21 protein-coding genes are annotated in these 24,482 nt (G+C 63.5%); 6 read left to right on the top strand and 15 right to left on the bottom strand.

From position 1 onward, the window contains the following. Positions 1-20 precede the first annotated feature (20 nt). The 11 genes from J5J83_RS12885 to ubiB form a co-directional block, all read right to left on the bottom strand. Positions 21-857, bottom strand: a complete 837-nt coding sequence (locus J5J83_RS12885; RefSeq protein WP_212349719.1) for a sulfite exporter TauE/SafE family protein — start codon at positions 855-857, stop codon at positions 21-23. 18 nt (positions 858-875) lie between these two features. Further along, positions 876-2,201, bottom strand: coding sequence for a TRAP transporter large permease subunit (locus J5J83_RS12880; protein WP_212349717.1), 1,326 nt, complete (start codon positions 2,199-2,201; stop codon positions 876-878). Beyond that, complete coding sequence (locus J5J83_RS12875) at positions 2,198-2,731, bottom strand: TRAP transporter small permease subunit (protein WP_212349715.1); 534 nt, start codon at positions 2,729-2,731, stop codon at positions 2,198-2,200. The genes J5J83_RS12880 and J5J83_RS12875 overlap by 4 nt, the downstream gene beginning before the upstream one ends. A gap of 19 nt (positions 2,732-2,750) precedes the next feature. Beyond that, a complete protein-coding gene (dctP, locus tag J5J83_RS12870; RefSeq protein WP_212349713.1) occupies positions 2,751-3,833 on the bottom strand; it encodes a TRAP transporter substrate-binding protein DctP in 1,083 nt (360 codons plus the stop codon). 378 nt (positions 3,834-4,211) lie between these two features. Continuing rightward, positions 4,212-4,658 (bottom strand): Lrp/AsnC family transcriptional regulator, encoded by a 447-nt coding sequence (locus J5J83_RS12865; protein WP_212349711.1) that lies wholly within the window; start codon positions 4,656-4,658, stop codon positions 4,212-4,214. Between the two features lie 136 nt (positions 4,659-4,794). Beyond that, positions 4,795-5,940 (bottom strand): helix-hairpin-helix domain-containing protein, encoded by a 1,146-nt coding sequence (locus J5J83_RS12860; protein ID WP_212349709.1) that lies wholly within the window; start codon positions 5,938-5,940, stop codon positions 4,795-4,797. A gap of 143 nt (positions 5,941-6,083) precedes the next feature. Further along, on the bottom strand, positions 6,084-6,599 hold the full coding sequence (locus J5J83_RS12855; protein ID WP_212349707.1) for an SCP2 sterol-binding domain-containing protein: 516 nt from the start codon (positions 6,597-6,599) through the stop codon (positions 6,084-6,086). Between the two features lie 11 nt (positions 6,600-6,610). Continuing rightward, positions 6,611-7,507: a U32 family peptidase gene (locus J5J83_RS12850; protein WP_212349705.1), complete on the bottom strand. Its 897-nt coding sequence runs from the start codon at positions 7,505-7,507 to the stop codon at positions 6,611-6,613. A 5-nt stretch (positions 7,508-7,512) separates the two neighbouring features. Then, positions 7,513-8,523, bottom strand: coding sequence for a peptidase U32 family protein (locus tag J5J83_RS12845; protein WP_212349703.1), 1,011 nt, complete (start codon positions 8,521-8,523; stop codon positions 7,513-7,515). A gap of 119 nt (positions 8,524-8,642) precedes the next feature. Further along, positions 8,643-10,790 carry an ornithine--oxo-acid transaminase gene (gene rocD, locus J5J83_RS23145; RefSeq protein ID WP_212349701.1) on the bottom strand — a complete coding sequence of 716 codons (2,148 nt, stop codon included), beginning with the start codon at positions 10,788-10,790 and terminating at the stop codon, positions 8,643-8,645. 115 nt (positions 10,791-10,905) lie between these two features. Further along, positions 10,906-12,438, bottom strand: coding sequence for a ubiquinone biosynthesis regulatory protein kinase UbiB (gene ubiB / locus J5J83_RS12835; RefSeq protein WP_212349699.1), 1,533 nt, complete (start codon positions 12,436-12,438; stop codon positions 10,906-10,908). 150 nt (positions 12,439-12,588) lie between these two features. On the opposite strand from ubiB, the gene argS reads away from it, so the two are divergent. From argS to J5J83_RS12810, 5 genes are all read left to right on the top strand, one after another. Then, positions 12,589-14,352, top strand: a complete 1,764-nt coding sequence (gene argS / locus J5J83_RS12830) for an arginine--tRNA ligase (RefSeq protein WP_212349697.1) — start codon at positions 12,589-12,591, stop codon at positions 14,350-14,352. A 14-nt stretch (positions 14,353-14,366) separates the two neighbouring features. Next, complete coding sequence (locus J5J83_RS12825) at positions 14,367-14,954, top strand: SPOR domain-containing protein (protein WP_212349695.1); 588 nt, start codon at positions 14,367-14,369, stop codon at positions 14,952-14,954. A 73-nt stretch (positions 14,955-15,027) separates the two neighbouring features. Beyond that, complete coding sequence (locus J5J83_RS12820) at positions 15,028-15,675, top strand: thiol:disulfide interchange protein DsbA/DsbL (protein WP_212349693.1); 648 nt, start codon at positions 15,028-15,030, stop codon at positions 15,673-15,675. A 16-nt stretch (positions 15,676-15,691) separates the two neighbouring features. Further along, complete coding sequence (locus tag J5J83_RS12815) at positions 15,692-16,486, top strand: SDR family oxidoreductase (protein ID WP_349251891.1); 795 nt, start codon at positions 15,692-15,694, stop codon at positions 16,484-16,486. 70 nt (positions 16,487-16,556) lie between these two features. Further along, positions 16,557-16,973 (top strand): PilZ domain-containing protein, encoded by a 417-nt coding sequence (locus tag J5J83_RS12810; RefSeq protein ID WP_249115708.1) that lies wholly within the window; start codon positions 16,557-16,559, stop codon positions 16,971-16,973. A 313-nt stretch (positions 16,974-17,286) separates the two neighbouring features. On the opposite strand, the gene J5J83_RS12805 is transcribed toward J5J83_RS12810, so the two are convergent. Beyond that, positions 17,287-19,911: a TRAP transporter permease gene (locus tag J5J83_RS12805; protein WP_212349689.1), complete on the bottom strand. Its 2,625-nt coding sequence runs from the start codon at positions 19,909-19,911 to the stop codon at positions 17,287-17,289. A gap of 119 nt (positions 19,912-20,030) precedes the next feature. Continuing rightward, the gene (locus J5J83_RS12800; protein WP_212349687.1) at positions 20,031-20,999 is read right to left on the bottom strand and encodes a TAXI family TRAP transporter solute-binding subunit; all 969 of its coding nucleotides are present in this window, start codon (positions 20,997-20,999) and stop codon (positions 20,031-20,033) included. 285 nt (positions 21,000-21,284) lie between these two features. On the opposite strand from J5J83_RS12800, the gene J5J83_RS12795 reads away from it, so the two are divergent. Beyond that, positions 21,285-22,139: a helical backbone metal receptor gene (locus J5J83_RS12795; protein WP_212349685.1), complete on the top strand. Its 855-nt coding sequence runs from the start codon at positions 21,285-21,287 to the stop codon at positions 22,137-22,139. 4 nt (positions 22,140-22,143) lie between these two features. Here J5J83_RS12795 and J5J83_RS12790 read toward each other — a convergent pair whose 3' ends face one another. Both J5J83_RS12790 and phaC read right to left on the bottom strand, forming a co-directional pair. Then, a complete protein-coding gene (locus J5J83_RS12790; RefSeq protein ID WP_212349683.1) occupies positions 22,144-22,584 on the bottom strand; it encodes a PIN domain-containing protein in 441 nt (146 codons plus the stop codon). Between the two features lie 68 nt (positions 22,585-22,652). Then, entirely contained in the window at positions 22,653-24,473 is a 1,821-nt protein-coding gene (phaC, locus tag J5J83_RS12785; protein WP_212349681.1) for a class I poly(R)-hydroxyalkanoic acid synthase, read from the bottom strand. Positions 24,474-24,482 lie beyond the last annotated feature (9 nt).

Genomic DNA, 24,482 nt, shown 5'->3' with positions numbered 1-24,482 from the left:
GTGGCGGGGCCTGCGCCCGGTCAGGCGAGCAGGCCGTAGAACATGCGCAGTGAAGTGAGGGCGAGGAAGGCGGCGAACACCTGGCGCAGACGGCGCGCATCGATCGAGTGGGCCAGCGCTGCGCCCCAGGAGCTGGTCAGCATGGTCGCCGGTACGATCAGCGCCCAGCCCAGAAGATTGACGTAGCCGATGGTCGCGGGCGGGCGCAGGGGAACGTCAAAGCCGTTGATCAGGAAGCCGATGGTTCCCGGAATGCTGATAATGATGCCGAGCGCGGCGCCCGTTCCGACGGCCGTATGCATCGGCGTGCGAAAAGCGCTCAGCACGGGAACCGACAGCGTGCCGCCGCCGATACCCATCAGGGTGGAGATCCCGCCGATCACACCGCCGATGAGAGCGGTGCCAACGGTGCCGGGCAGACCGTCGCCAAGCGCGAAACCGTCGCGCTTGAAAGCCATGTTGATGGCCACCAGCAGCGCCATGACGGCGAAAATGGAGGTCAGCACCTTGCCGCTGAGGTAGCCCGACAGCACACTGCCGACGACCACCCCGATGACGACCGCGGGGATCAGGGTTCCCAGCAGCTTGCGGTCCAGACTGCCTCTTTTCCTGTGGGCACGCGCCGACATGATCGAGGTCGGAATGATGGTGGCGAGTGAGGTGCCCACTGCCACATGCATTCGCACCGACTCGTCGATGCCGAGTAGCGTGAAGAGGTGGTACAGCACCGGCACGATGACGATGCCGCCACCAACGCCGAGCAGTCCCGCAAGCACGCCGGCCACCACCCCGGTGGTGATCAGGGCAAGGACAAGCCCTGTCAGCCAGGTGGCACTATAGCCGTCAAAAATTTCCATTGTGTTCGCTCCGGAGGCTTACCAGCCGATGAATTTGGGCAGCCAGGTGGCGATGCCGGGAAAGATGAAAATGAGGGCGACTGCGAGCATCTGCAGCAGCACGAAGGGCAGGGCGCCGACATAGATGTCGCGCGTGGTAATGCCCGGTGGCGCCACGCCCTTGAGGAAGAACAGCGCCCAGCCGAAAGGCGGCGTGAGGAAGGACATCTGCAGATTCATCGCCACCAGGGTGGCCAGCCACACCATGTCGGTGCCGTAATTCTGGAACACCGGGAGGAACATCGGCAGTGCGATGTAGGAGATCTCGATCCACTCCAGGAAGAAGCCGAGCACGAACAGCAGAACCATCAGAAAGAGCAGTGCGCCGAGCTCGCCGCCGGGAAGAAGGGAGAAGAGGTCGTGCACCATCTGTTCGCCGCCGAGCCCGCGGAAGGCCAGCGAGAAAGGCTGCGCACACAACAGGATGAAGAACACCATGGCGGTGATCGTCAGCGTGCCGTGAAGGGTCTCGCGCATCAGCGTCCAGTTCATGCGACGTGCGAGCAGCGCGATCAGCGCACTGCCCAGCGCACCCATCGAAGCCGCCTCGGTTGGTGCGGCAATGCCTCCGATGATGGAGCCCAGCACGGCGATGACGAGCAGCAGTGGCGGCAGTACCGAGCGCAGCAGGTCGCGCGGCAGCGAGCCGGGTATGGCACGGGCGCGCTCCTCCGCCGGAATTGCCGGTACCCACGATGGGCGCAGCTTGCCCAGCACCAGCAGGTAGAGCACATACACCAGCGCCAGCACCAGACCCGGCACGAAGGCCGCGGCAAACAGGGTGCCGACCGATTCGCCGACGATCTCGGCGAGCAGGATCAGCACCAGGCTGGGCGGGATGATCTGGCCCAGCGTGCCGGAAGCGCAGATCGTGCCGCAGGCAATGCTGGGCTTGTAGCCGCGCCGCATCAGGGTCGGCAGGGTGAGCATGGCGACGGTGACCACGGTGGCGCCGACGATGCCGGTCGAGGCGCCCATCAGCACGCCGACCAGGATGATCGCGATACCCATGCCGCCGTTGAGTCCGCCCATGGCGCGGCCGATAGTCTCGAGCATGTCCTCTGCGACGCGGGATTTCTCCAGCATCACGCCCATGAAAACGAACAGCGGAATCGCCAGCATGGTGTAGTTGGTGACGACGCCGAACAGGCGTGCCGGCAGCAGTGAGAACAGCATGTCGCCGAAGCCGATATAACCGGCGACGAAGCCCGATACCGCGAGGGCGATGGCCACCGGTATGCCGATCATCATCAGCGCCAGGAAGCCGCCGATGAGACCGAGCGCAATCCATTCGTTGGGGCTCATGTACGTATTTCCAGCGAGTCGTGCGGGATGTGCGGCGCACCGCTGATCAGCGTCGCGGCGGCGCGCAGCGTGTCGATGAGACCCTGAATGGCAAGCAACGAGAAGCCGAGCGGGATGAAGGCCTTGACCAGATAGCGCATCGGAAGCCCGCCAGGGTCGGGTGAGATCTCACCGATGTCGTACGCCTGCATCACGTAGGGCACTGCCAGCCAGGCGATGATCACGCCGATAGCGAGCGTGAGCAGCCCGCTGACAAGGTCGATCGCGGCCTGGCTTCTGGCGCCGAGTCGGTCGTAGATGAAATCCACCCGGACGTCCGCGCGGTGGTAGACGGCGTAGGCCATGCCGAGCAGTGCGATTGGCGAGATCAGGTGCCACTCGAGCTCCTGCGCTGCGACCGGGCTCCACGAGAAGACGTAGCGCAGCAACACGTTGCATGCGACCATCAACACCAGCGTCAGGACCGCAGCCCGTGCCACCCACCCGAACCCGACAATTGCGAGTTCGAGCGGCTTCAGCAGCTTGTTCATCAGAATCTCCGGAGCATGCTTACAGCGACAGGAAGGCCTTTTCGCTGACGGCGGCCCACGACTCGTGTTTCTTGCGGAAGGCCATGAAGGCGTCGTGTACCTTGCGCGTGTCGGGGTCGGCCTTGGCCAGGCTCTCCAGCGTGTCGGCAGTGACTTCCTTCAGTTTGAGGATGACGTCGTTGGGCAGGGGGCGCGCGATCACGCCCTGGTTGGTGACGAGGTCGGTGAGCGCGTCGGCATTCACCGATTCGCACCAGGCGTGGCTCTCGACGTTGCAGGCCGCGGCGGCGGCCTTGACGATGGCCTGCAAGTCCTTGGGCAGGCTTTCCCAAGCCTTCTTGTTGATCATCAGCTCGGTGACGTTGGTGGGTTCGTGCCAGCCGGTGGTGTAGTAGTTCTTGGCTGCTTTGTGCAGGCCCATGCGCCGGTCCTGGTAGGGCCCCACGAATTCGGCGGCGTCAATCACCCCCCGTTCGAGTGCGGGGAAGATCTCGCCACCCGGGAGCAGACGCACGGCCACACCGAGCTGGGCATACACCTTGCCGGCGAGGCCGGGGATGCGCATCTTGAGACCGTCGAGGTCGGCCACTTTTTCGATGGGTTTGCGGAACCAGCCCGTCATCTGGGTGCCGGTGTTGCCCATGGGCATGGCAACGAGTCCGTGCGCAGCGTAGAGCTCGTTCCACAGGTCAATGCCGCCGCCGTGATACATCCAGGCGTTCATGCCCTGGGTGTTCATGCCGAAGGGGACGGTGGTGAAATACTGTGCGGCGGGAATCTTGCCGGCCCAGAAATAGGCGTTGGCAGCGTTCATCTCGACCATGCCCTTGGACACGGCGTCGAAGCCCTCGAGTGCGGGAATCAGTTCGCCGGCGGCGAAGTGCTGGATCTTCATGCGTCCGCCGGACATCTCCTCGACCTTCTTGCAGAAGTCGGTCGGGCTGCCCGGTCCCTGAACATAGAAGGGCGACCCCGGGCCATAGGCATTGGTCATCTTCCAGTTGAAGGTGGCTTTCGATTGTGCGCTGGCAATGGCAGGTGCGCCGAGGATGGCGCCGGAGACGGCTGCACCGGTGAGGAACTTGCGGCGATTCAGGGTCATGGCTAGGTGCTCCTGTTGGGATTTCGAGTGGGCACCTTGGTGAGGTGCCATTTGTAATGTGACTCGAGACAGGTTTAGCAATGGCCGTGCCAGTTCAGATTTATTTATAAGAGATTGTTTTGTATGGCTTAATCGATGTGGGTGGATGGGTCTGCAGGCGTGGTGCGATGCACAAAGTGGGGCGCGGGATGAAACTGGCAGGTATACAAGTGACCGGCTCGAGGCCTGTCGGATTACATTCGGAAGGCGCGAAAGATCATTTGGCACCGGATGTCGACGCATCGGCAGCGCAGCGTGTCGAATGGCTTGGATGCACTGCGCTGGCCTTTCTGCACCATAAATGGGCGAAAGCGGCTGCCCCCTTGCCGCCGAGAAGGGCTACAGGCGGGCGCCGCCGCGACGATTCTTGACGCGCGACATCAGGGTCTTGCAATCGACGGAGAGAATCTCGGGGCGGTTGAAGATGCGCAGGCGGACGAAGGCGTCGAAGGTTTCGTAACTGTCGGTCAGGGTGTGAATGTGCAGGCTCTGCAGGTCGCTCATGATGTAGAGACTGACCACTTCGGGACAGCTGGCCAGTTCGTCGGCGATTGGCTCCAGTCGTGCCGGGGTCACCTTGAGGTCGATGAAGGTGGACACCACCTTGCCCAGTTTCTCGGGATTGACCACTGCCGAAAACTGTTCGATGACACCGCTCTCGACCAGGGCCTGCACCCGCGTGCGGGCATGAGCGCGTGAGATGCCGAGCTGTCTGGCAATGTCGGCAAATGAGGCGCGTGCATCCTTGATCAGGATGGCGAGCAGGGCGCTGTCGAGCTTGTTCATGGCGGTTCGCTGCGAGAGATTGATATGGTGCCGACGCAGCTTTCGTGCCCGTCGCATTGCCCTGCAGCGAGCTCCGCCATTCTCAGGCCGGGTGGTCTTGTGCGGCGGGCGCCGCCCTGTGTGCCCGCCCTTCCCCTCAGAGCTTGAGCAGGGGTTTGAGCTTGTCGAGGGACTTGCTACCGATGCCCTTGACTGCGATCAGGTCGTCCAGCGACTTCCACGGACGTCCGGCGACGATGCCTTCTGCGGTGGCGCTGTTGACGCCGCGCACGGCACTCAGGTCGCTGACGCTCGCCATATTCACCGAAACCCGGGCCAGCTTGTGCGCCGGTGTCGACTGCTTGGCGTTGCGTTTGGCCGCGGTGACAGGGGCTGCCGCAGTGGTTGCGGAGGCAGCGGCCGCTGTCTTTTTCTTCACTGCCGCCTTCGGGGCGGCCTTCGTCGCAGGCTTCAGGTCGGCTTTCGCTTCCGCAGCCTCTGTCGATGCAGCAACAGTTTCATCGACTGTCGTGGGCTGTGCCGCGACGTCCACTGCGGGCGCGGCCTTTGGCGCGGGCAGTGGGCCATCGACCATGAGTGCGAAGTTGCGATAGTCGCGGGTGAGGTAGGTATGGCCGACCCATTCGCGCAGCATCAGCACCAGATGCCAGCGGCCTTCGGGCAGTTCGCAGGCGGGCAGGCGCGCGCAGATGTTGTTCCACTGCGACTGCCCGGCCAGTGCGCCGATGAACTCGCTCCCGATCAGTATGCCGCTGAAGGCGCCGCCCTGGTATGCGGCCGGCAAGGCCCACAGTTCGAGCACCAGCGAGCCGCTCATGTTGTCGGCCGGGCGCGGGTTGCGGACACTTTCGGCGCTGATTTCGGTGTGATCCTCTTCGAACCGGTAAGCTACCGCGCCCTCGATTCGCGGCAGCGGGAAGTGTTCGTGGCGTGGGTAGGAGACCGCGTCGAAACGCTGCAGGCCGGCGCCATCGTCGCCGGCAAGCGCCAGCGTCATCCTGTGTTCACCGGTGCCCGCAGGCAGGTTTGCAGCCGTCGTTGCGCCGACCCGTGCAATACCGAATGAATCCGGATAGAGCGCGCCGAAGAAGGCATCGGCAACCAGCACCTCATCCGCCCATAGTTGCAGGCTCCAGTTCAGATAGCCGGCTGCGACAGGATCGACCACATGAAGCTCGGCTTCGAGGGTCACCTCATCGCCATTGACGACATAGCGGTGAGTCCCGCCGATCTGGACGGGTGTGGGGAAGAAGGGCTGTGTGCTGTTGTCTTGATACGGCATCGCGCAATAGATCCGGGAAAAAATCAGGCGCGATTCTGATGCAGCCCTCGTGACCAGACAAGCGCATATTAATCAATAATTTGTATGCACTAAATCAGGGCGGCGGATGTCGGTGGCGCGTTTGCTTACCACCGACACCCGCCTCAGCCGCGCCGACCCAGCAGCGCGTCCCAGTCCACTGCATCCAGCGTGTTCTTGACCAGGAGGCCGAGGTCGGTGTCGCCTTCCATGATGAGACGACGACTGAAGAACAGGGTGTCTGCATCTTCCTCGCGCAAGGCCAGCGCGAGGTAGTCGCGGGCCGTTGCCGACAGGGTGAGGTCCGGCGTCGAGATGCCTTTGCCGCGATGAAATCCACGCTCGTCGAAAGTGAAGTCCAGGGTCAGTCCGGCATCGCTCACGCGCATGCGCAGCTTGCGTCCGATCAGTGGCTCGAGTTGGTCGCGGGGCAGAACACGATCGAGCGCGAGGTTGAGTGCGCCGACGAGCGCCTGCGCCGGCGGCTGCTGCGGCAGCCGGGCGACGACGCGTGCGAGCGTTGCCGGCAGGGTAAAGGCCGGCAGCTTGAGTTCGCCGAGGCGATGCGCGATGCGCTGCCGCAGGCTGCCGGGCAGCAGATGGGAGAGACGGGGGACGGGAAACGCAGGGGTGCGAGTCACGGATATTTCCTTCAGGCACTGACCAATTGATCGACGCCCGGCTTGCCATGCCAGAAGCCGTTGCAGGGAGCGTCGGGCATCAGTGTCAGGCTGGCGTCGAAAGCGGTCTTTGGTGTTTGACGGGCGTCGAGGGCGGCGCGGAAGAGTTCGACGATCTCGCGGGTGTGGCTGCCTTGTGGGCTGATGCGCAGGATCTCGGCGCTGTTCGCCAGCGAAGGCAGGTCGGCGAGCAGGTTATGCACCCGTGCCGACTGCGTCTGTACGCCGTTGAGGGTGAGGAAGGGCTCGCCGTCGCGGGTGCTCAGGCGCAGTCCGTCGCTGATGCCGAGGCAGCGGAACTCGCAGGTGTCCTTCTGCAGGTTGTAGTGACGCGCGGTGAAGCAGCGTGCGGAGTGTGCCAGCGGCAGGCGGCCGTAGACGAACACTTCGGTCTCGATTGCGCTTGGCCGGGCGTTGCGCAATCCCGTGAGCTGACTGCCTGACATCTCCGGTGCCACCACCCAGCGCGTTGCGCCGGCATCAACCATCAGATCGAGGGTGTGCGGGTTGAAGATATTCAGTGTGGGGCCGGCGATCCAGTCGCGACGGCCGGCTTCGGCGAGCAGCCGCACCGCGCCCATGTCGTTGGCCTCGACGCGGAAACGTGTCTGCGCGCACAGTCGGCGCAGGGGCTTGAGGTCGGATTCGGATTCGATCAGCGACTGGGTGCAGAGCACTGCCTCCTTGCCGGCATCGGCGAGCATGGCCGCGACCTCGAGCCAGTCGTCCAGACGCAGTTCGTGGCGACGCGAGCACACGGTTTCGCCCAGATGCACGATGTCTACCGAGCTGTCGGCGATGTCGGCGTAGAAGTCGAGCACGCTCTGGCGGGGCCAGTAGTACAGCAGGGGGCCTAGGGAGAGTTTCATCGGGATCATTTCCACGGACGGTAGTAAGCGCCGAGGGTATGGCTCTGGCCCTCGGACACCTTATTGAGATCGGCCATCCAGGCCGGCAGGGCCTTGAATGCTTCGGGCGCACGCATGACCTGATCGAGCGCTGCGCGCCATACCTTGGTGACCTGGGTGACGTAGGCCGGGCTGCGCTGGCGGCCTTCGATCTTGATCGCACGCACGCCGATGCGGGCGAGTTCGGGCAGCAGTTCCAGCGTGTTCAGACTGGTCGGCTCCTCGATCGCGTAATAGGTCTCGTCGTTGACCTCGAAGCGGCCCTTGCACAATGTCGGGTAGCCGGCCCGCTCACCGTCGGCGAAGCGGTCGATGAGGATGCCGTTGAGGCGGGTTTCCATGCCCTTGGGTGTCTGTTCCCAGCGCACATGCTTGCCGGGCGAGCAGGCGCCGTTGCAGTTGGGCGATTCGCCGGTGGCGTAGGCGGACAGCGCGCAACGTCCCTCGACCATCACGCACAGGCCGCCAAAACCGAATACCTCGATCTCGACCGGGGTGTTGGCAATGACGTGCTCCACCTGCGGCAGCGACAGCACCCGCGGCAGCACCGCGCGCTGGATGCCGAAGCGTTCGTGGTAGAAGTTGATCGCTTCGTAGCTGGTGGCCGAGCCCTGCACCGACAGATGCAGGCGCAGCTGGGGATGGGTCCTGGCCGCGTAGGCCATGAGGCCGGGGTCGGCGAGGATGACCGCGTCGATCCCCATCTCGGCCGCGCGGTCCACCGCTGCGGTCCAGCTCGACCAGTTGTCGGCCTGTGGATAGGTGTTGAGTGCGAGCAGCACCTTGCCGCCGCGCTGGTGTGCATAGGCAATGCCGTCACGCATCTGCTTGGGATCGAAATTGAGTCCGGTGAAGTTGCGCGCGTTGGTGGCGTCCTTGAAGCCTAGGTAGACGCAGTTTGCGCCGTTGTCGATGGCGGTCTTGAGCGCAGGCAGACTGCCGGCAGGGCAGACGAGCTCGATCTGGGACGAATTCATTGGAGGGCACCCGGGTGGCGGATTTGAAGCCCCGCCACCTTAGTGGCCCCCCGGCCCGGGTGCTTTGACCCGGGTCAAACGCAAGCGGGTTGGTCAGGTACGGTGATGCCTGACCACCGTCAGGCCGACTTTCGTGCGTGTGCCGGACGTTCGTCGCTGAAGGCCGAAAGGGTACTGATGACGGTGTCTGCCGCGTTGTCGAGCGTGGCGCCGTCAATCACAAGTGGCGGTGCCAGGCGGATGACGTTGCCGGTCGTGTCGCGGGTGGCGATGCCGCGCGACAGGAGCGTTTCCGCGACCTGTGCGGCGTCGGCGTATGCCGGATCGAGGGCAATGCCGATCAGCAGCCCGCGGCCACGGATCTCGCGGATGCAGGCCAGGTCCGCGTCGGTGAGGCGGGCACGGAGTTGCTCGCCGAGGCGCTCCGCGTGTTCCCACGGTCGGTCTTCGGCCAACAATGCCAGCACTTCGATCGCCACCGCCGCGCCGAGCGGATTGCCGCCGAAGGTGGAGCCGTGGTCGCCGGGGTGGAAGACGTCCATGACCCGGCGGTCGGCGAGGAAGGCGGACACCGGCAGCAGGCCGCCGCCCAGCGCCTTGCCCAGGATCAGGCCGTCCGCGCGGACGCCGTCGTGGTCACAGGCGAGCAGGCGGCCGGTGCGGCCGAGCCCGGTCTGCACCTCGTCGGCGATCAGCAGCACATCGTGGCGACGACAGATCGCCGCACATCGCGCTAGGTAGCCCGGCGGCGGAACGATGATGCCACCCTCGCCCTGGATGGGTTCGACCAGGAACGCCGCCGTGTCCGGCGTGATGGCTGCCTCGAGCGCCTCTGAATCGCCGAACGGAATGCGGCGCAGACCCGCCGGGAAGGGGCCGAATCCGTCACGATACTGCGCATTCGACGACAATCCGACGATGGTGATCGAGCGACCATGGAAGTTGCCGTCGCAGGCGATGATCTCGGCCTTGTCGGGTGCGACGCCCTTGACCTTGTAGGCCCATTTGCGCGCAGCCTTGAGCGCGGTCTCCACGGCTTCGAGGCCGGTATTGACCGGGAGGGCGCGCTCGTAGCCGAACAGGCCGCACAGGCGTTCCAGGAAGAGTGGCAGACGGTCATTGGAAAACGCGCGTGAGGTCAGCGCAAGGCGCTGCGCCTGGTCCCCGAGTGCCCGCAGCAGGCGTGGATGGGCGTGGCCGAAACTCACCGCCGAATAGGCGCTCATCATGTCGAGGTAGCGTCGTCCCTCCACATCCCACAGCCAGACGCCCTCGCCGCGGTTGAAAACCACGGGCAGCGGCGCATAGTTGGCGGCGCCAAAGTGGCGCTCCTTCTCGCGCAGCCAGTAGCTGCCGGGACCGAGCGCGGCGCAGGCGAATTCCGCCACCCAGGCGGCGCTGCGCAGGTCGGTATCGAGATCGGGGCGGTATTCGGTGATCTCCATGGCGATGAAGTCACCACAGGTTCGCAGACTCAGCAGCACTTGGGCCAGCGCTTGCGGGTCGAGGCCGGCCGCTGCCGGGCAGGTGACGGCCGAAACCGCGCCCGGATCAAGCGCGTCGAGATCGAGACTGATGCCGAACCCGGGCTGGCTGGCATTGCCACGGACGATGGACAGCGCATCACAGAACACCGCCGGCAAGCCGCGGCTGCGGACCTCATCCATGTCGAAAATGCGTACGCCCAGCTGCTGCAGACGTTCGAGTTCCTCGGCCTCCCACGCCCGCGCGCCGATGACGCACACGCGCGCCGGGTCCAGATGCGGTCCGGGTACGCCGACCAGATTGGGGTCGCCGTCTCCCAGCAGGGCGGCCAGCGGCATGCCATGGATATTGCCCGAATGCGTCGAGGCATCGGTATGGCTGTCGAGGTGGGCGTCGATCCAGATCAGACCCGGTGCGCCGCCGGCCCGCCTGGCAATGCCTCGCCAGGTGCCGACTGCCACCGCATGATCGCCGCCCAGGATCAGCGGAAAGAGCGTTGGGTCGAGTGCCGCCACGCTGTCGGCGAGACGGGTCGCAAACGCCGCATTGGCTGCGATCCGTGTCGACATGTCGGCGTTCTCGGGCAGGGGGCGGGTCGGGTACAGGGTATCGGCCCACGTGCTGCGGATGCCGGTCCCGGCAAGGCGTTCCGGAAGCCCGTTGGCGCGAAGAAATTCCGCGGCATCGGCGGAGCCCGGGTGCGGCGCACCCAGCGCCGAGGCGGCGCCGATGATGGTGAGCCGGCTGTGCGGCCCAGCCGGCAATTGGCGTGTATTCGTCATGAGGCACCTCCCGTTCCGCCCCTGTGGCGGGTGCTTGTGTGACGTTACAGCGTTGGATGGAAAACCGGCCGAATCGTTCGCACTCGGGGGAGACCATGCGCGAACGGCGGTGCCATCAGGCCGACAGCACGTACCAGGCTTCCAGCGCGAGTATGGCGGAGAACAGCAGCGTCAGCAGGGTCAACAGCCAGCCTTGCCGCCGTTGCTGGCGGGCGAGCTTTTCAAATTGCGCCTGCTGTACAGCCTGGTGCCTGTTGCTTTCGGTCAGGGTGTGGTGGATCAGCCGGGGCAGTTGCGGCAGGGTGCCGGCCCAGCCCGGCGCCTCGGTCCTGATCTCGCGGATCAGCGCCCGCCAGCCGATCTGCTCGTGCATCCAGCGTTCGAGAAAGGGCTTGGCCGTCTTCCACAGGTCGAGCTCGGGGTCGAGCTGGCGACCCAGTCCTTCGATGTTGAGCAAGGTCTTTTGCAGCAGCACCAGTTGCGGCTGGACCTCCATCTCGAAGCGGCGTGCGGTCTGGAACAGGCGCAGCAGCGTCTTGCCGAAGGAGATGTCCTTCAGCGGCTTGTCGAAGATGGGTTCGCACACGGTGCGGATGGCCGCTTCGAATTCATCCACACGGGTTTTTGCAGGAACCCAGCCGGCTTCGATGTGTGCCATCGCGACGCGGTGGTAGTCGCGCTGGAAGAATGCGAGGAAATTCTGCGCTAGGTAACTCTTGTCGACTTCGTTGAGCGTGCCCATGATGCCGAAGTCGAGCGCGATGTAGCGGCCGTCGCGATGCACAAAGATGTTGCCGGGGTGCATGTCGGCATGGAAGAAGCCGTCGCGGAAGACCTGGGTGAAGAAGATCTCCACCCCCGCCCGCGACAGCGCCGGCAAGTCCGTGCCCTGGGCCTTGAGCGCTTCGATCTGCGAGATCTGGATGCCATGCATGCGCTCCATGACCATGACGTTGCGACCGCACCAGTCCCAGTACACCTCGGGCACGATCATCAGCGAGGAGTCCTTGAAGTTGCGCCGCAGCTGCGAACAGTTGGCGGCCTCGCGCATCAGGTCGAGTTCGTCATTGAGGTACTTGGTGAACTCGGCGACGACCTCGCGTGGCTTCAGGCGGCGCCCTTCGATCCAGATCTTCTCCAGTAGCATGGCCGCGACTTCGAGCAGTGCAAGGTCATGCGCGATGACGCGTTCGATACCCGGGCGCAGGATCTTGACCGCTACCTCGGTGCCGTCGGGCAGCTCCGCGAAATGCACCTGCGCAACCGATGCGGACGCCACCGGTGTGCGGTTGAAGTTGCCGAAGACCTCGTCGACCGGCTTGCCGTACATGGTCTGCAGCAGCGCCAGGGCCTGTTCGATGGGGAAAGGAGGGACCCGGTCCTGCAACTTGGCCAGCTCGTCGGCCAGGTCTGGTGGCAGCAGGTCGCGCCGGGTAGACAGCATTTGCCCGAACTTGACGAAGATTGGGCCGAGCGATTCGAGGGCCTGGCGCAGGCGTACCGCGCGTGGCTCGCTGAAGGTGCGCCAGAAGAACACCACATGCCAGATGCGGCCCAGGCGGCCGCTCGAATCCGTGTCGAGAATCATGCGGTCGAGACCGAAACGCAGGCTGACGGAAACGATCTTGGCGAGACGCAGGAGACGCACTTTGGAAAGCCGGTTGCGGGAGAACCCCGGACTTTAACGGGAAAGGTGAAGTGGTGGAAGCAGCAACCGGAAACCTGCGCTCACACGCGGAACGGGGGAGGTGAGGGGCGATCCGCTATAATCACGCCTTTCGATGTCCCTACACGTGTCATGAGCGCCGACCCCAAAGTTCTGATTACCAGCCTCCTGCAATCCGCCCTCAAGAGTGTGGCGCCCGATCTGAGCGATACCCCCATCCTGCTTGAGCGCCCGAAACAGGCGAGCCATGGCGATTTTGCCACCAATCTGGCGCTGCAACTGGCCAAGCCGATGAAACGCAATCCGCGTGATCTGGCGGCGAAACTGCTGGCCGAGTTGCCGACCTCGCCGCTGGTCGCGAAGACCGAGGTTGCCGGGGCCGGTTTCATAAATTTCACCCTCGCGTCGGCAGCCAAGACGGCGGTCGTGAGCGCGATACTTGCGGCAGGCGCCAACTACGGTCGCGGGGCGGCGAAGAACGTGAAGGTACAGGTCGAATTCGTCTCGGCCAATCCGACCGGTCCGCTGCACGTTGGTCACGGTCGCGGTGCGGCCTACGGTGCTTCGCTGTCGGACGTGCTGGCCTTTGCCGGCTACGACGTGACGCGCGAGTACTACGTGAACGATGCCGGGCGGCAGATGGACATTCTTGCCCTGTCGACCTGGCTGCGCTATCTGGCCCTGTTCGATATCGAGGTGGCCTTCCCGCCCAACGCCTACCAGGGCGCCTATGTGGTCGACATGGCGCGTGAATTGCGCAATGCCCATCAGGACCGTTTTGCAAAAGTGACCGCAGCGCAGCTCACCGCCGGCACGCCGGGTTTGCCGCTCGCAGAGCGCAAGGACGACGAAGCCAAGGCGCAGCGCGAGCTGCACCTCGATGCGCTGATCTCCAATGCGAAACGGTTGCTTGGCGAGGACTACCCCTGGGTGCACGGCTTTGCGCTCAATGAGCAGCTTGGCGACGGACGTGAAGACCTGCAGGAGTTCGGTGTCCGCTTCGACAAGTGGTTTTCGGAGCAGAGCCTGTTCGATACCGGACTGGTCGAGCGCGCGATCTCCCAACTCGACAAGCAGGGCCACATCTACGTGCAGAACGGTGCCAAGTGGTTCCGCTCTACCGCCTTCGGCGACGAGAAGGACCGTGTCGTGCAGCGTGAGAACGGGCTCTACACCTACTTTGCGTCGGACATTGCCTACCATCTCAACAAGTACGAACGCGGCTTCGATCTGATGATCGATATCTGGGGGGCGGACCATCACGGCTACATCCCGCGGGTGAAAGGGGCGATTGCCGCACTTGGTCTGGCGCCGGAGAAGCTTAACGTGGCACTGGTGCAGTTCGCGGTGCTGTATCGCGACGGCCAGAAGACGTCGATGTCGACCCGGTCAGGCGAGTTCGTGACCCTGCGCGAACTGCGCAAGGAGGTGGGCAATGATGCCTGCCGCTTCTTCTACGTGTTGCGTAAGTCGGACCAGCACCTGGACTTCGATCTCGATCTGGCCAAGAGCCAGAGCAACGAGAACCCGGTGTACTACGTGCAGTATGCGCACGCCCGCCTTTGCTCGGTGCTCAACCAGTGGGACGGCGAGCGCGCCGAACTGGCCGCGGCCGATCTCGGTCTGCTGCAGAATGAGCGCGAGCTCGCGCTGTGTGCGCGGCTATCCACCTTTCCCGAACTGGTGCAATCGGCCGCGGCAGACTACGCGCCGCACCAGATTGCGTTTTACCTGAAGGATCTCGCTGCGGATTTCCACAGCTGGTACAACGCCGAGCGCATGCTGGTCGATGACGAAGCCCTGAAGCTTGCCCGCCTGGCGCTGGCGGAGGCGGTTCGCCAGGTCCTGGTCAGTGGTCTGACGGTACTCGGTGTGTCTGCGCCGGAATCGATGTAAGCGAGGAGAACGCAGTGAGTCAGCAACGCAAAGCAGCGCCACGCAAGTCCGGCCGCGCGCCGGCACGCAGTGGCGGCGGAACGCTCATCGGGATCTTCATCGGCCTGATGATGGGGGCGCTGATCGCTGCGGGTGCGGCGTGGTACTTTACCCGTGCCAACCCGTTTCAGTCGGCCCCGGTCGCGCCTCGCGTGCCCGCGGTGAATCAGCCCCCGGTGGCTCTGCCGGGCAAGCCGGGCGATCGCCCGGTGGTCAAGCAGGATTTCGAGTTCTACAAGATCCTGCCGCAGGGGGACAATGTGCCTGCGCCCCAGGCCAAGACGCCGGAAGTACCGGTCAAGGCGGCGGTGGACGAGAAGCCGGCTGAGCGCATGTACCTGCAATTGGGTGCGTTCGAGAATGCGGCCGAGGCCGACAACCTCAAAGCGCGGCTCGCGCTGGCTGGGGTCGAGGCGAGTTCGCAGCGCGGTCAGTTGCCCGACGGCCGAACCATACACCGAGTGCGGGTTGGTCCTTTTGCCAGTCCGGAGGAGATGAATCCCGTGCGCAGCCGCTTGGCCACGTCCGGGTTCAATGCCACCGTGACGCGTGCCGGGCAGTGATTTTTTCGCGACCGATGGAACGAAACGCGACGTAATCCCGTCTCAAGCTGCCTAAACCGAACAGGAGTCATCAATGAATCGTCGTCATGCGCTGCAACAACTGGGCGCACTTGCGCTGCTCGTGGGCCCGGCGGGGCATGTACTTGCTCAGAATCCGGCTGGGCCGGCATATCAGACACTCGACCCGGCGGTGCCGACGTCGGCGAAGGGCAAGATCGAGGTGATCGAGTTCTTCCATTACGGCTGCCCCCACTGCCGCGCGTTCGATCCCCTGCTCGAACAGTGGAAGAAGCAAATGCCGGCGGATGTGCACTTCGTTCGCGTACCTGCGATCTGGGGCAATCCGCAGCTTCAGGCGCTCGCGCGGCTGTACTACACGCTCGAAATTACGGGGCAGGTCGACAAGCTGCACGAGAAGGTATTCGCTGCGGTGCAGGACGACAAAGTGCCGCTGCACACGGAGGACGGCGTACGGAGCTGGATTGAAAAGAACGGCGTCGATGCCAAGTCGTTCATGGCAGCGTACAAGTCCTTCGGTATCGAGTCCATGCTCAAGCAGGCCGATCGGTCGGCGCGTGACTACAAGCTGCAGGGCGTGCCGACGATGGCTGTCGATGGCCGCTTCATCACCTCCGCGTCGATGACCGGCAGCCACGAAGGGACGCTGAAGCAGGTCGACCTGCTGCTTGCCCGCGTGCGTAAAGAGCCGCGCAGCAGTTGATCGGAGCACGTGCGGCGTGAGCGCCGCGTCGGCGAGGCGTTCGATGCCGCAGCGCGTCTTCATTACCGGGGCTTCCAGCGGCCTCGGTGCCGCGCTCGCGCGTCATTACGCGGGGCAGGGCGCGGTGCTTGGACTGGTCGCGCGTCGCGAAGCGCCGATGCGGCGACTTATCGATGAACTGTCGGGAACGCACAGGATCTTCGTCGCCGATGTCGCCAATGCGCAGTCGATTCAGGCAGCGGCGAAAAGCTTCGTTGACGACATTGGCCTTCCCGATGTGGTGATCGCGAATGCAGGTGTGTCGGTGGGTACGCTCACCGAACATGCGGAGGATATCGATGCCTTTGCGCGCCTGGTGCAGATCAACCTGATTGGCATGGTCGCCACGTTTCAGCCCTTCATCGAAGGTATGCGTCAACGCGGCAGCGGCAGGTTGGCGGGCATCGCATCCGTTGCCGGTATCAGGGGGCTTCCGGGCGCCGGTGCCTATAGTGCATCGAAGGCCGGGGCGCTGGCCTATCTCGAGAGTCTGCGGGTGGAACTGCACGGTAGCGGGGTGAAGGTGGTGACAGTAGCGCCAGGCTACATCCGTACGCCGATGACGGCCGTCAACACCTACCCCATGCCCTTCATGCTCGAGGCCGACATCGCGGCCGCTCGCATTGTGCGGATCATCGAGCGTGGAGATCGCTTTGCCGTGACGCCGTGGCAGATGGCCTGGGTCGCAAAGCTGTTACGGGTGCTTCCGCGCGGTCTTTATGACCGTCTGTTTGCCCACGCCGGCCGCAAGCCGCGAGGGCTACCGTTGTGAGATATTCCTCACGCATGTATCGGTCGCGACTGCGCTACCATAGCGTCCATTCTGTCTCTGGAGCATGTGCATGAATTCCGCCGCGAAAGTGGACTCGGCAGAGCGCAGGGCGCGTCAGCGATTCGTCGCGAAGCGTCGGGGTGACGTCTGTTTCTGGGCCTTGGTCAATGGCGTGCGCCGTCCGCTCAACGACTTGTCGCTCGAGGGATTTTCGCTGCCTGTTTCCGCCGATCTGGGCGCAGGGGTGAGTTTTTCCTTCGTGCTCCAGCGCGAAGGCGTGCCCGACCGTATCGAAGGTCGGGCCGAGGTCGTCAACCAGATCACCGATGGCGGCCTGCGCAAGGCGGGCTGCCGCTTTGTCGAGATCGACGGCGAAGAGGTCGAAAGGCTCAAGGAGTGGCTGATTGCGCACGTGCTCGCCAATGCGACCGTGAGAATCAATGAACGCGACGCGACCGCGATCGTCAGCGGACCATCGCTGATCTGAATTGCACCGCGCGTTCGGCGCGGAATAAAAAGGGCGCCCTGAATGGGCGCCCCGTGCCTATTAACCCGGCAATGAAACAGATGAAGTCATTGTCGGCACCGCGTTCCTCCCCCTTCAAGGGGGAGGTTAGGAGGGGGGTGGGTGATTTGCGGCGTAGGGAGAACCCATCCCCACCCCAGCCCGGGAGTCTCCGCTGCGCTACGCCGCTTCGCAGGCGGCGAGCGACGCTCGCCGAATTCCCTGCTTCGCCCCCTTGAAGGGGAGGGAGTGACCGCGCTGCACCCCAGCATTTGTCATCTAATTGATTGCCGGGTTAATAGTGGGCGTTCGGGTCGAAAGCCGGTCGTGGCGGTTCGCGGCGCGCGCGTGCCTTTTGCATGAGCCAGACCATTGCCAGCAGCAGCAGGGCGGGTACGAATATCCATTCCTTGTCCGGACGATCGGCTGCCGGCAGTTCGATCGAGGTGATGTTGAAGCCTTGTTCTAGCCCGAGCTTTTCGGCCCGGCTGCCGAACTTCACCGCGGCCACCTGAACCTCATCGCCGAGCGTCATCAGCGTCAGGCCGATGTTCGCCAGGCGTTCGCGCGCCTTGCCGGGCTCTCCCAGCGGCAGCAGCACGCCTTTCGATACTTCATCGCCCTCGAGCGTCAGGCCATTCACCCATACACGCAGGTTGCCTTTCGGGGGCGCTTCCTCGATCAGTCGGGTGAGTTCGGTGGTCGGCACTTCGTCGTAGGCCGGATAGACCATGTCGAGCCAGAAGCCCGGGCGGAACAGGGTGAAGGTGACCAGCAGCAGGATCAGCGTTTCATGTACCCGGTTGCGGGTGACGAACCAGCCCTGCGTGGCCGCCGCAAACATCAGGCTGGCGATGGTGGCACTGACGATGGTCAGGATGAGGTGGATGCCGTCGGTGATGCCGATCAGCAGCAACTGCGTGTTGAAGATGAACATGAACGGCAGGATGGCGGTACGCGCGCTGTAGCCGAAGGCGGTAAAGCCGGTCTTGATCGGGTCGCTCTTGGCGATGCCGGCGGCAGCGTAGGAGGCGAGCCCGACCGGAGGGGTCACGTCGGCCATCAGGCCGAAGTAGAACACGAACAGATGGACTGCAATCAGCGGCACCAGCAGGCCCTGCTGTGCGCCCAGCTCGACGATGACCGGCGCCATCAGCGTCGATACCACGATGTAGTTTGCAGTGGTCGGCAGGCCCATGCCCAGGATCAGGCAGATGACCGCGACCAGCGACAGCATGATCATCAGGTTGCCGCCCGACAGGACCTCGACCAGTTCGGTCATCGCCAGGCCGATGCCGGTCAGCGTGACGGTGCCGACGATGATGCCGGCGGTGGCCGTGGCAATGCCGATACCGATCATGTTGCGGGCGCCGGTCACGAGGCCGTCGAACAGATCCTGGAAACCGTGTCGGACGGCAGCGCCAAAATCGCCTTGGCCGCGAAAGAACGCGAACAGCGGGCGCTGGGTGACGAGAATGAAGATCAGGAACAGCGTTGCCCAGAATGCCGAGAGCGCCGGAGACAGCTGTTCGACCATCAGGTTCCAGATCAGCGCGGCCACCGGCAGCAGGTAATGCAGACCCGACTTCAACGTGGGCCCGATTTCGGGCAGATATTCCATCTTGTCGCCCGGCTTCTCCATGTGCAGCTCGGGGTACTTGGCGGCAAAGCGGATGATGGCCACATAGGCGGCGAGCATCAGCGCGCCGACGATCATGAAGGCGGATTCGCCGACCACCGTCTTGAGCCATCCGAAGCCCCAATAGACGATGGCAGACAGGATGATCAGACCCGAGACCGTCATCAGCGTGGTGACGGTGGCCTGTTGCCAGGGCAGGGGTTCGCGACGCGGCAGGCCCTGCAGGTTCATCTTCATCGCCTCGAGGTGAACGATGTAGAACAGCGCGATATAGGAAATCAGCGCCGGCACGATGGCGTGCTTCATCACTTCCACGTAGGTGATGCCGACGTATTCGACCATCAGGAAGGCCGCTGCGCCCATGACCGGTGGCATCAGCTGACCGTTGACGGACGAGGCGACTTCGACCGAGGCGGCCTTGTCGGCGCGATAGCCGACACTCTTCATCAGTGGAATGGTGAAGGTGCCGGTGGTGACCACGTTGGCAATCGAGGATCCCGAGATCAGGCCGGTCGAGGCCGACGCAACGACCGCAGCCTTGGCCGGACCGCCGCGCATGTGGCCGAGCAGTGCAATGGCCGACTTGATGAAATAGTTGCCCGCGCCGGCGGTCTCGAGCAGGGCGCCGAACAGCACGAACAGAAAGATGAAGCTGGCCGACACACCCAGCGCCACGCCAAACACGCCTTCCGTCGTCAGCCACATGTGGCTCATGCCTTTCGACAACGAAGCGCCACGGTGAGCGATGACATCGGGCATGTACTGGCCGAAGAAGATATACACCAGGAACACCACGGCCAGAATGACCATCGGCAGACCCAACGCACGGCGCGCTGCTTCCAGCAGCAGGACGATGCCGCCAACGGCCACGACCAGGTCGAGCGTCGTGGGCAGCCCGGGGCGGCCGGACAGCTCGGCGTAGTAGAAGAAGAGGTAGGACGCACAGAATGCGCCTCCGATCGCCAATATCCAGTCGACCACCGGGACATAGGCGCGCGGAGAACGCTTGAATGCCGGGTAGGCGGCAAACGCCATGAACACGGCGAAGGCAAGGTGCAGGGAGCGCGATTCGGTGTCGTTGAGAACGAAGATACCGAACGAAAATGGCAGCGGCGACGCAATCCAGAGCTGGAACAGCGACCATGCCAAGGCCACCGCAAGCAGCAGTTTCGCTGCAAAGCCGGTAGGTTTCCGGCCGCCGGTGTCGGCTTCGGCAACAATCTGCTTGAGCTGTTCGTCGGTCAGTTCGTGCGTCGTGGCTTTCTTTTCAGAGCGGGTCATACGCCGCGCCTCCCCGGTTCAGGTGATACGCAAACGGAGCGAGTGCTTTTGGCCTTTGCTGCCGCGGGTGATTCGGGGGCAGGTCACGGTTGCCGCAGCCTGCCCCCGGGAAGAGCCGATTACATCCAGCCCTTTTCCTTGTAGTACTTGACTGCGCCATTGTGCAGCGGCGCCGACAGACCGTCCTTGATCATGCCCTTCGGGTCAAGGTTGGCGAATGCCGGATGCAGTTTCTTGAAATCCTCGAAGTTCTCGAACACCGACTTGACCATCGTATAGACAACGTCATCCGACACTTTCGCCGACGTGACGAAGGTGGCGACGACACCGAAGGTCTTGACCGGGTCCGGGTTGTTCGCATACATGCCGCCCGGGATCGTAACTGCTGCGTAGTATGGGAATTCCTTGATCAGCTTGTCCACGCCCGGCCCTGTGATCGGCACCAGCTTGGCGCCGCAGGTCGTGGTCGGATCCTGGATGTTGGCGGCCGGATGGCCGACGACATAGGCAAAGCCGTCGATCTTGTTGTCACATAGCGCGGCACCATGTTCATCGGGCTTCAGTTCCGACGTCAGCGAAAAGTCGGACGTCTTCATGCCGATCGCCGGCAGCAACACATCCATGGTCGCGCGCTGCCCCGACCCCGGATTGCCGATATTGAAGCGCTTGCCCTTGAAGTCCTCAAACTTCGTGACGCCTGCTTCCTTGCGGGCGAGCACGGTCAGCGGCTCCGGGTGGAGGCCGAACACTGCACGCAATTCAGACACTGCGCCGCCATCCTTGAACTGGTTCAGACCCTTGACGGCGTTGTACTGGACGTCGGACTGGGCGACACCGAAGTCAAGTTCACCTGCCTTGATGGTGTTGACGTTGTAGACCGAGCCGCCCGTGCTTTCGACCGAGCAGCGAATGCCATGCTGGGCACGGTCCTTGTTCATCAGGCGGCAGATCGCGCCGCCCGCGGCGTAGTACACGCCGGTCACGCCGCCCGTACCGATGGTCACGAACTTCTGTTGAGCATGCGCCGGCGCCATGCCCATGGAGCCGACAATTGCGAGTGCCGCAGCGAGAGTGGTGAATTTTTTCATGGTATCTCCTAACAGAGTAACTGACGCAAGAATGACAGACTGCATTCAGTGTATGACAACCCGCCGGGACGAAACCACGGCCGGCCCAGGCGGACAAGCAGGGCTTGAAGAGTGTGCACCATCGCACAGACCCGGGTTCCTGGCTATTCGGGATACCCCGAAGTGACGAGCATGCGCCATTTGTCCCGCCATTGCATTCGGCCGTGGTATGCAATCAAGGTTCAGGCGGCAATGGCACCCCGCAATCGCATTGCGGCGGACTTCAGGCTTGCTATCATCTGCCGCATGAGTCCCGCGAAACCCACGCCGTCCCACGCCTCGCCAGCCATTGCACCCCTGACCGATGCGGTCGGACACGTGCATCGCACGGTGACTGCGGTGCCTCGAATCGTCTCGCTGGTGCCGTCGCTGACCGAGCTGCTGTGCGCGCTGGGGCTGGTCGACGCACTGGTGGGGCGCACCGGTTTCTGCATTCATCCGCGTGACGCCTTGCGCAGGGTGCGCAAGGTGGGTGGGACTAAGGACGTGAAAATAGACGTCGTGCGCGCGTTGGCGCCAACGCACCTGATCGTCAACATCGACGAGAACCGGCGCGAGACGGTGGATGCGTTGGCGGAATTCGTGCCACACGTGATCGTGACGCATCCCTGTGTGCCGCATGACAACTTAGAGCTCTACCGACTGTTCGGGGGGATTTTCGCGCGCGAGGCGGAGGCCGCAGCACTTGCGGACCGATTGCGGGCAGCGCTTGCCGATGCCGATACGGCCGCTCGCGAGCACACCCCGGAATCGGTGCTCTACCTGATCTGGCGCCAGCCCTGGATGACGGTGTCGCGGGCAACCTACATATCGGCCATGCTCAGGGCCGTTGGCTGGCACACGCTTCCCGTGCAGGATGCGCCGCGCTATCCCGAACTTGAATGGTCTGTGCCGTGGCTGGAGGGCGTGGATAGGGTCTTCCTGTCTTCAGAGCCCTATCGCTTCACTGCCGGCCATGTTGCCGAAGTCGAATCGCTGGCAGCCCGGCCGGCTTCGCTGATCGACGGCGAGATGGCCTCGTGGTACGGCAATCGGGCCATCGAAGGTTTGCACTATCTTGCCAATTTGCGCCGGCGGTTGGCGCGCCGCTCGGGCGATTGAGCGTTCAGGCCAGTACGTCGGCGATGAATCTTTCCGGCGTGAGGATCGCAAAGCGGTCGCGCAAAATGCGGTGACGAGCGAGCTTGAGCAGTAGCTTGTCTCGTGTCAGCAGATGGCTGACGCCTGCGTCACGGGCAATCTCGAGGAACTTCTGATCGTCACGGTCCCGGCACGCGGGTAAGAGCAGGGGGGCGGCGGTCGGCGGCGGCGCCTCGATGACACGGCTGCGGTAGGCGTCGAGCAATTCAGCCTGCCGGTCCGGGCTGATGCCGAACTGCATATATGCGAGCACCCGGCGATACTCCTCGAGTGCATCGTCGCGGCTGTACAGGATCAGGTCGCCGGTATGGATGGCATCGTCCAGTGCATGCAGCGCGGGATCCCTGAAATGCCATAGGGCCATCACGGTATTGGTGTCGAGGACGAGGTTCTTTGGGGCCGTCATCGGGGGTCCGAAAAGAAAAGGGGGAAGGGCGAGCCCTTCCCCCTGTACAGCATCGCCAAATGCGGCGATCAGGCAGCCTTGGCGGTGTCGAGGCGCATCTTGACGAAAGAGCCGGGGGCGTCCTCGATGGTCTTGAGCTTGCCCTTGGCCGGGTCGCGCGCATCGACCTGGTCGCCGTCATGGCTCGATACCCAGGCCTGCCAGTCGGTCCACCACGAGCCCGGCTGCTGCTTGGCGCCTTCGAACCAGGCATCTGCGGTGGCGGGTGACTTCGCCGCAGGGTTGACCCAGTAACCGTACTTGTTAGCGACCGGCGGGTTGACGATGCCGGCGATGTGACCCGAGCCGCCAAGCACGAAGCGCACTGGACCGCCGAAATTCAGCGAGCCGGCATAGGTGCTCTTCCACGGAGCGATGTGGTCTTCGATCGCGGAGATGAAATAGCACGGCACCTTGATCTTGCCCAGATCGATCGGCACGCCGTCGATGACCACGCCACCGGGCTGCACCAGGCGGTTTTCCATGTACATGCCGCGCAGGTAGAAACTGTGCATCTTGGCCGGCATGCGGGTGGAGTCGGAGTTCCAGTACAGCAGGTCGAAGGGGAAGGGATCCTTGCCCATCAGGTAGTTGTTGACCACGAAGGACCAGATCAGGTCGTTCGATCGCAGCATGTTGAAGGTGCCGGCCATCTCCGAGCCCTCGAGATAGCCACGCTCGAACATCTTCTTCTCCAGGCTGGAGACCTGCTGCTCGTCGATGAAGACGCCCAGTTCGCCCGGATCTGAAAAGTCGGTCATCGTGGTGAAGAAGGTCGCCGAGGCGATGCGTTTCTGCTTCTTGCCCGCGAGGTAGGCGAGCGTAGTGGCCAGCAGCGTGCCGCCCAGACAGTAGCCCGCGGCGTTGATTTCCTTCTCGCCGGTCTGCTGCTCGATGGCGTCGAGCGCTGCGAGGATGCCTTCCTTGACGTAGGACTCGAAGGTCTTCTCGGCCTGACGCTCGTCCGGGTTGACCCAGGAGATCACGAATACGGTGTGTCCCTGGTCGACGCACCACTTGATGTAGGAGTTCTTCTCGCGCAGGTCGAGGATATAGAACTTGTTGATCCAGGGCGGCACGATCAGCAGCGGGCGCTTCAGGACCTTGTCGGTGCTCGGCGTGTATTGCAGCAGCTGCATCATGTCGGTCTGGAATACCACTTTGCCCGGCGTTGTGGCAACGTTCTTGCCCAGCTCGAAGGCGGAAGTGTCGGTCATCTTGACACGCAGCTGCCCGCCGCCATCCTCGACGTCGCGCAGCAGGTTGTTGAGGCCCTTGATCAGGTTCTGACCGTGGCTCTTGACCGTTTCGCGGAAGACCTCCGGGTTGGTCAGGGCGAAATTGGACGGCGACAGGGCGTCGATGTACTGACGGGTGTAGAAGTTGACTTTCTTCTGCGATTGTTCGTCGAGACCATCGACACAGCACACGGTATCGTGAATGTGCCGGGCGGCGATGAGGTAGGACTGCTTCACGAAATCGAACATGAAGTGTTCCTGCCACTCTTCGTCCTTGAAGCGTTTGTCGGAACGCTCGGGTGTGGCCACCGGCGCGGCATTCATGCCGGCGAAACGCAGCATTGAATGCTGCCAAAGGGAGAAGTAGTCCCACACCAGGTTCATCTGCGTCTGGGCGAGCTTGTACGGATTCGACAGCAGCTTGGCCATCATGTCCATGAAGGCCTGGGCGATGCCGAGCTCGTCGGCTGGCGCGGAGACGCCCTTCTTCAGCTGGCGCTGGACGTGCTCGCTGATCAGGTGCGAAGCGCGCTTGGCGACCTCTGCATAGGTCTTTGCGACTTCTTGTGGGTCCGGCAGCTCGGTGTGAGCATTCTCGTTAGGTGCGGCCATTGTCTTTTT

Origin of the sequence: Azoarcus sp. L1K30 (assembly GCF_018122735.1) — a bacterium.
Taxonomy (GTDB): Bacteria; Pseudomonadota; Gammaproteobacteria; order Burkholderiales; family Rhodocyclaceae; genus Parazoarcus.
The sequence above is the reverse complement of the archived record's forward strand: the minus strand, read 5'-3'. Positions and strand labels throughout refer to the sequence as shown.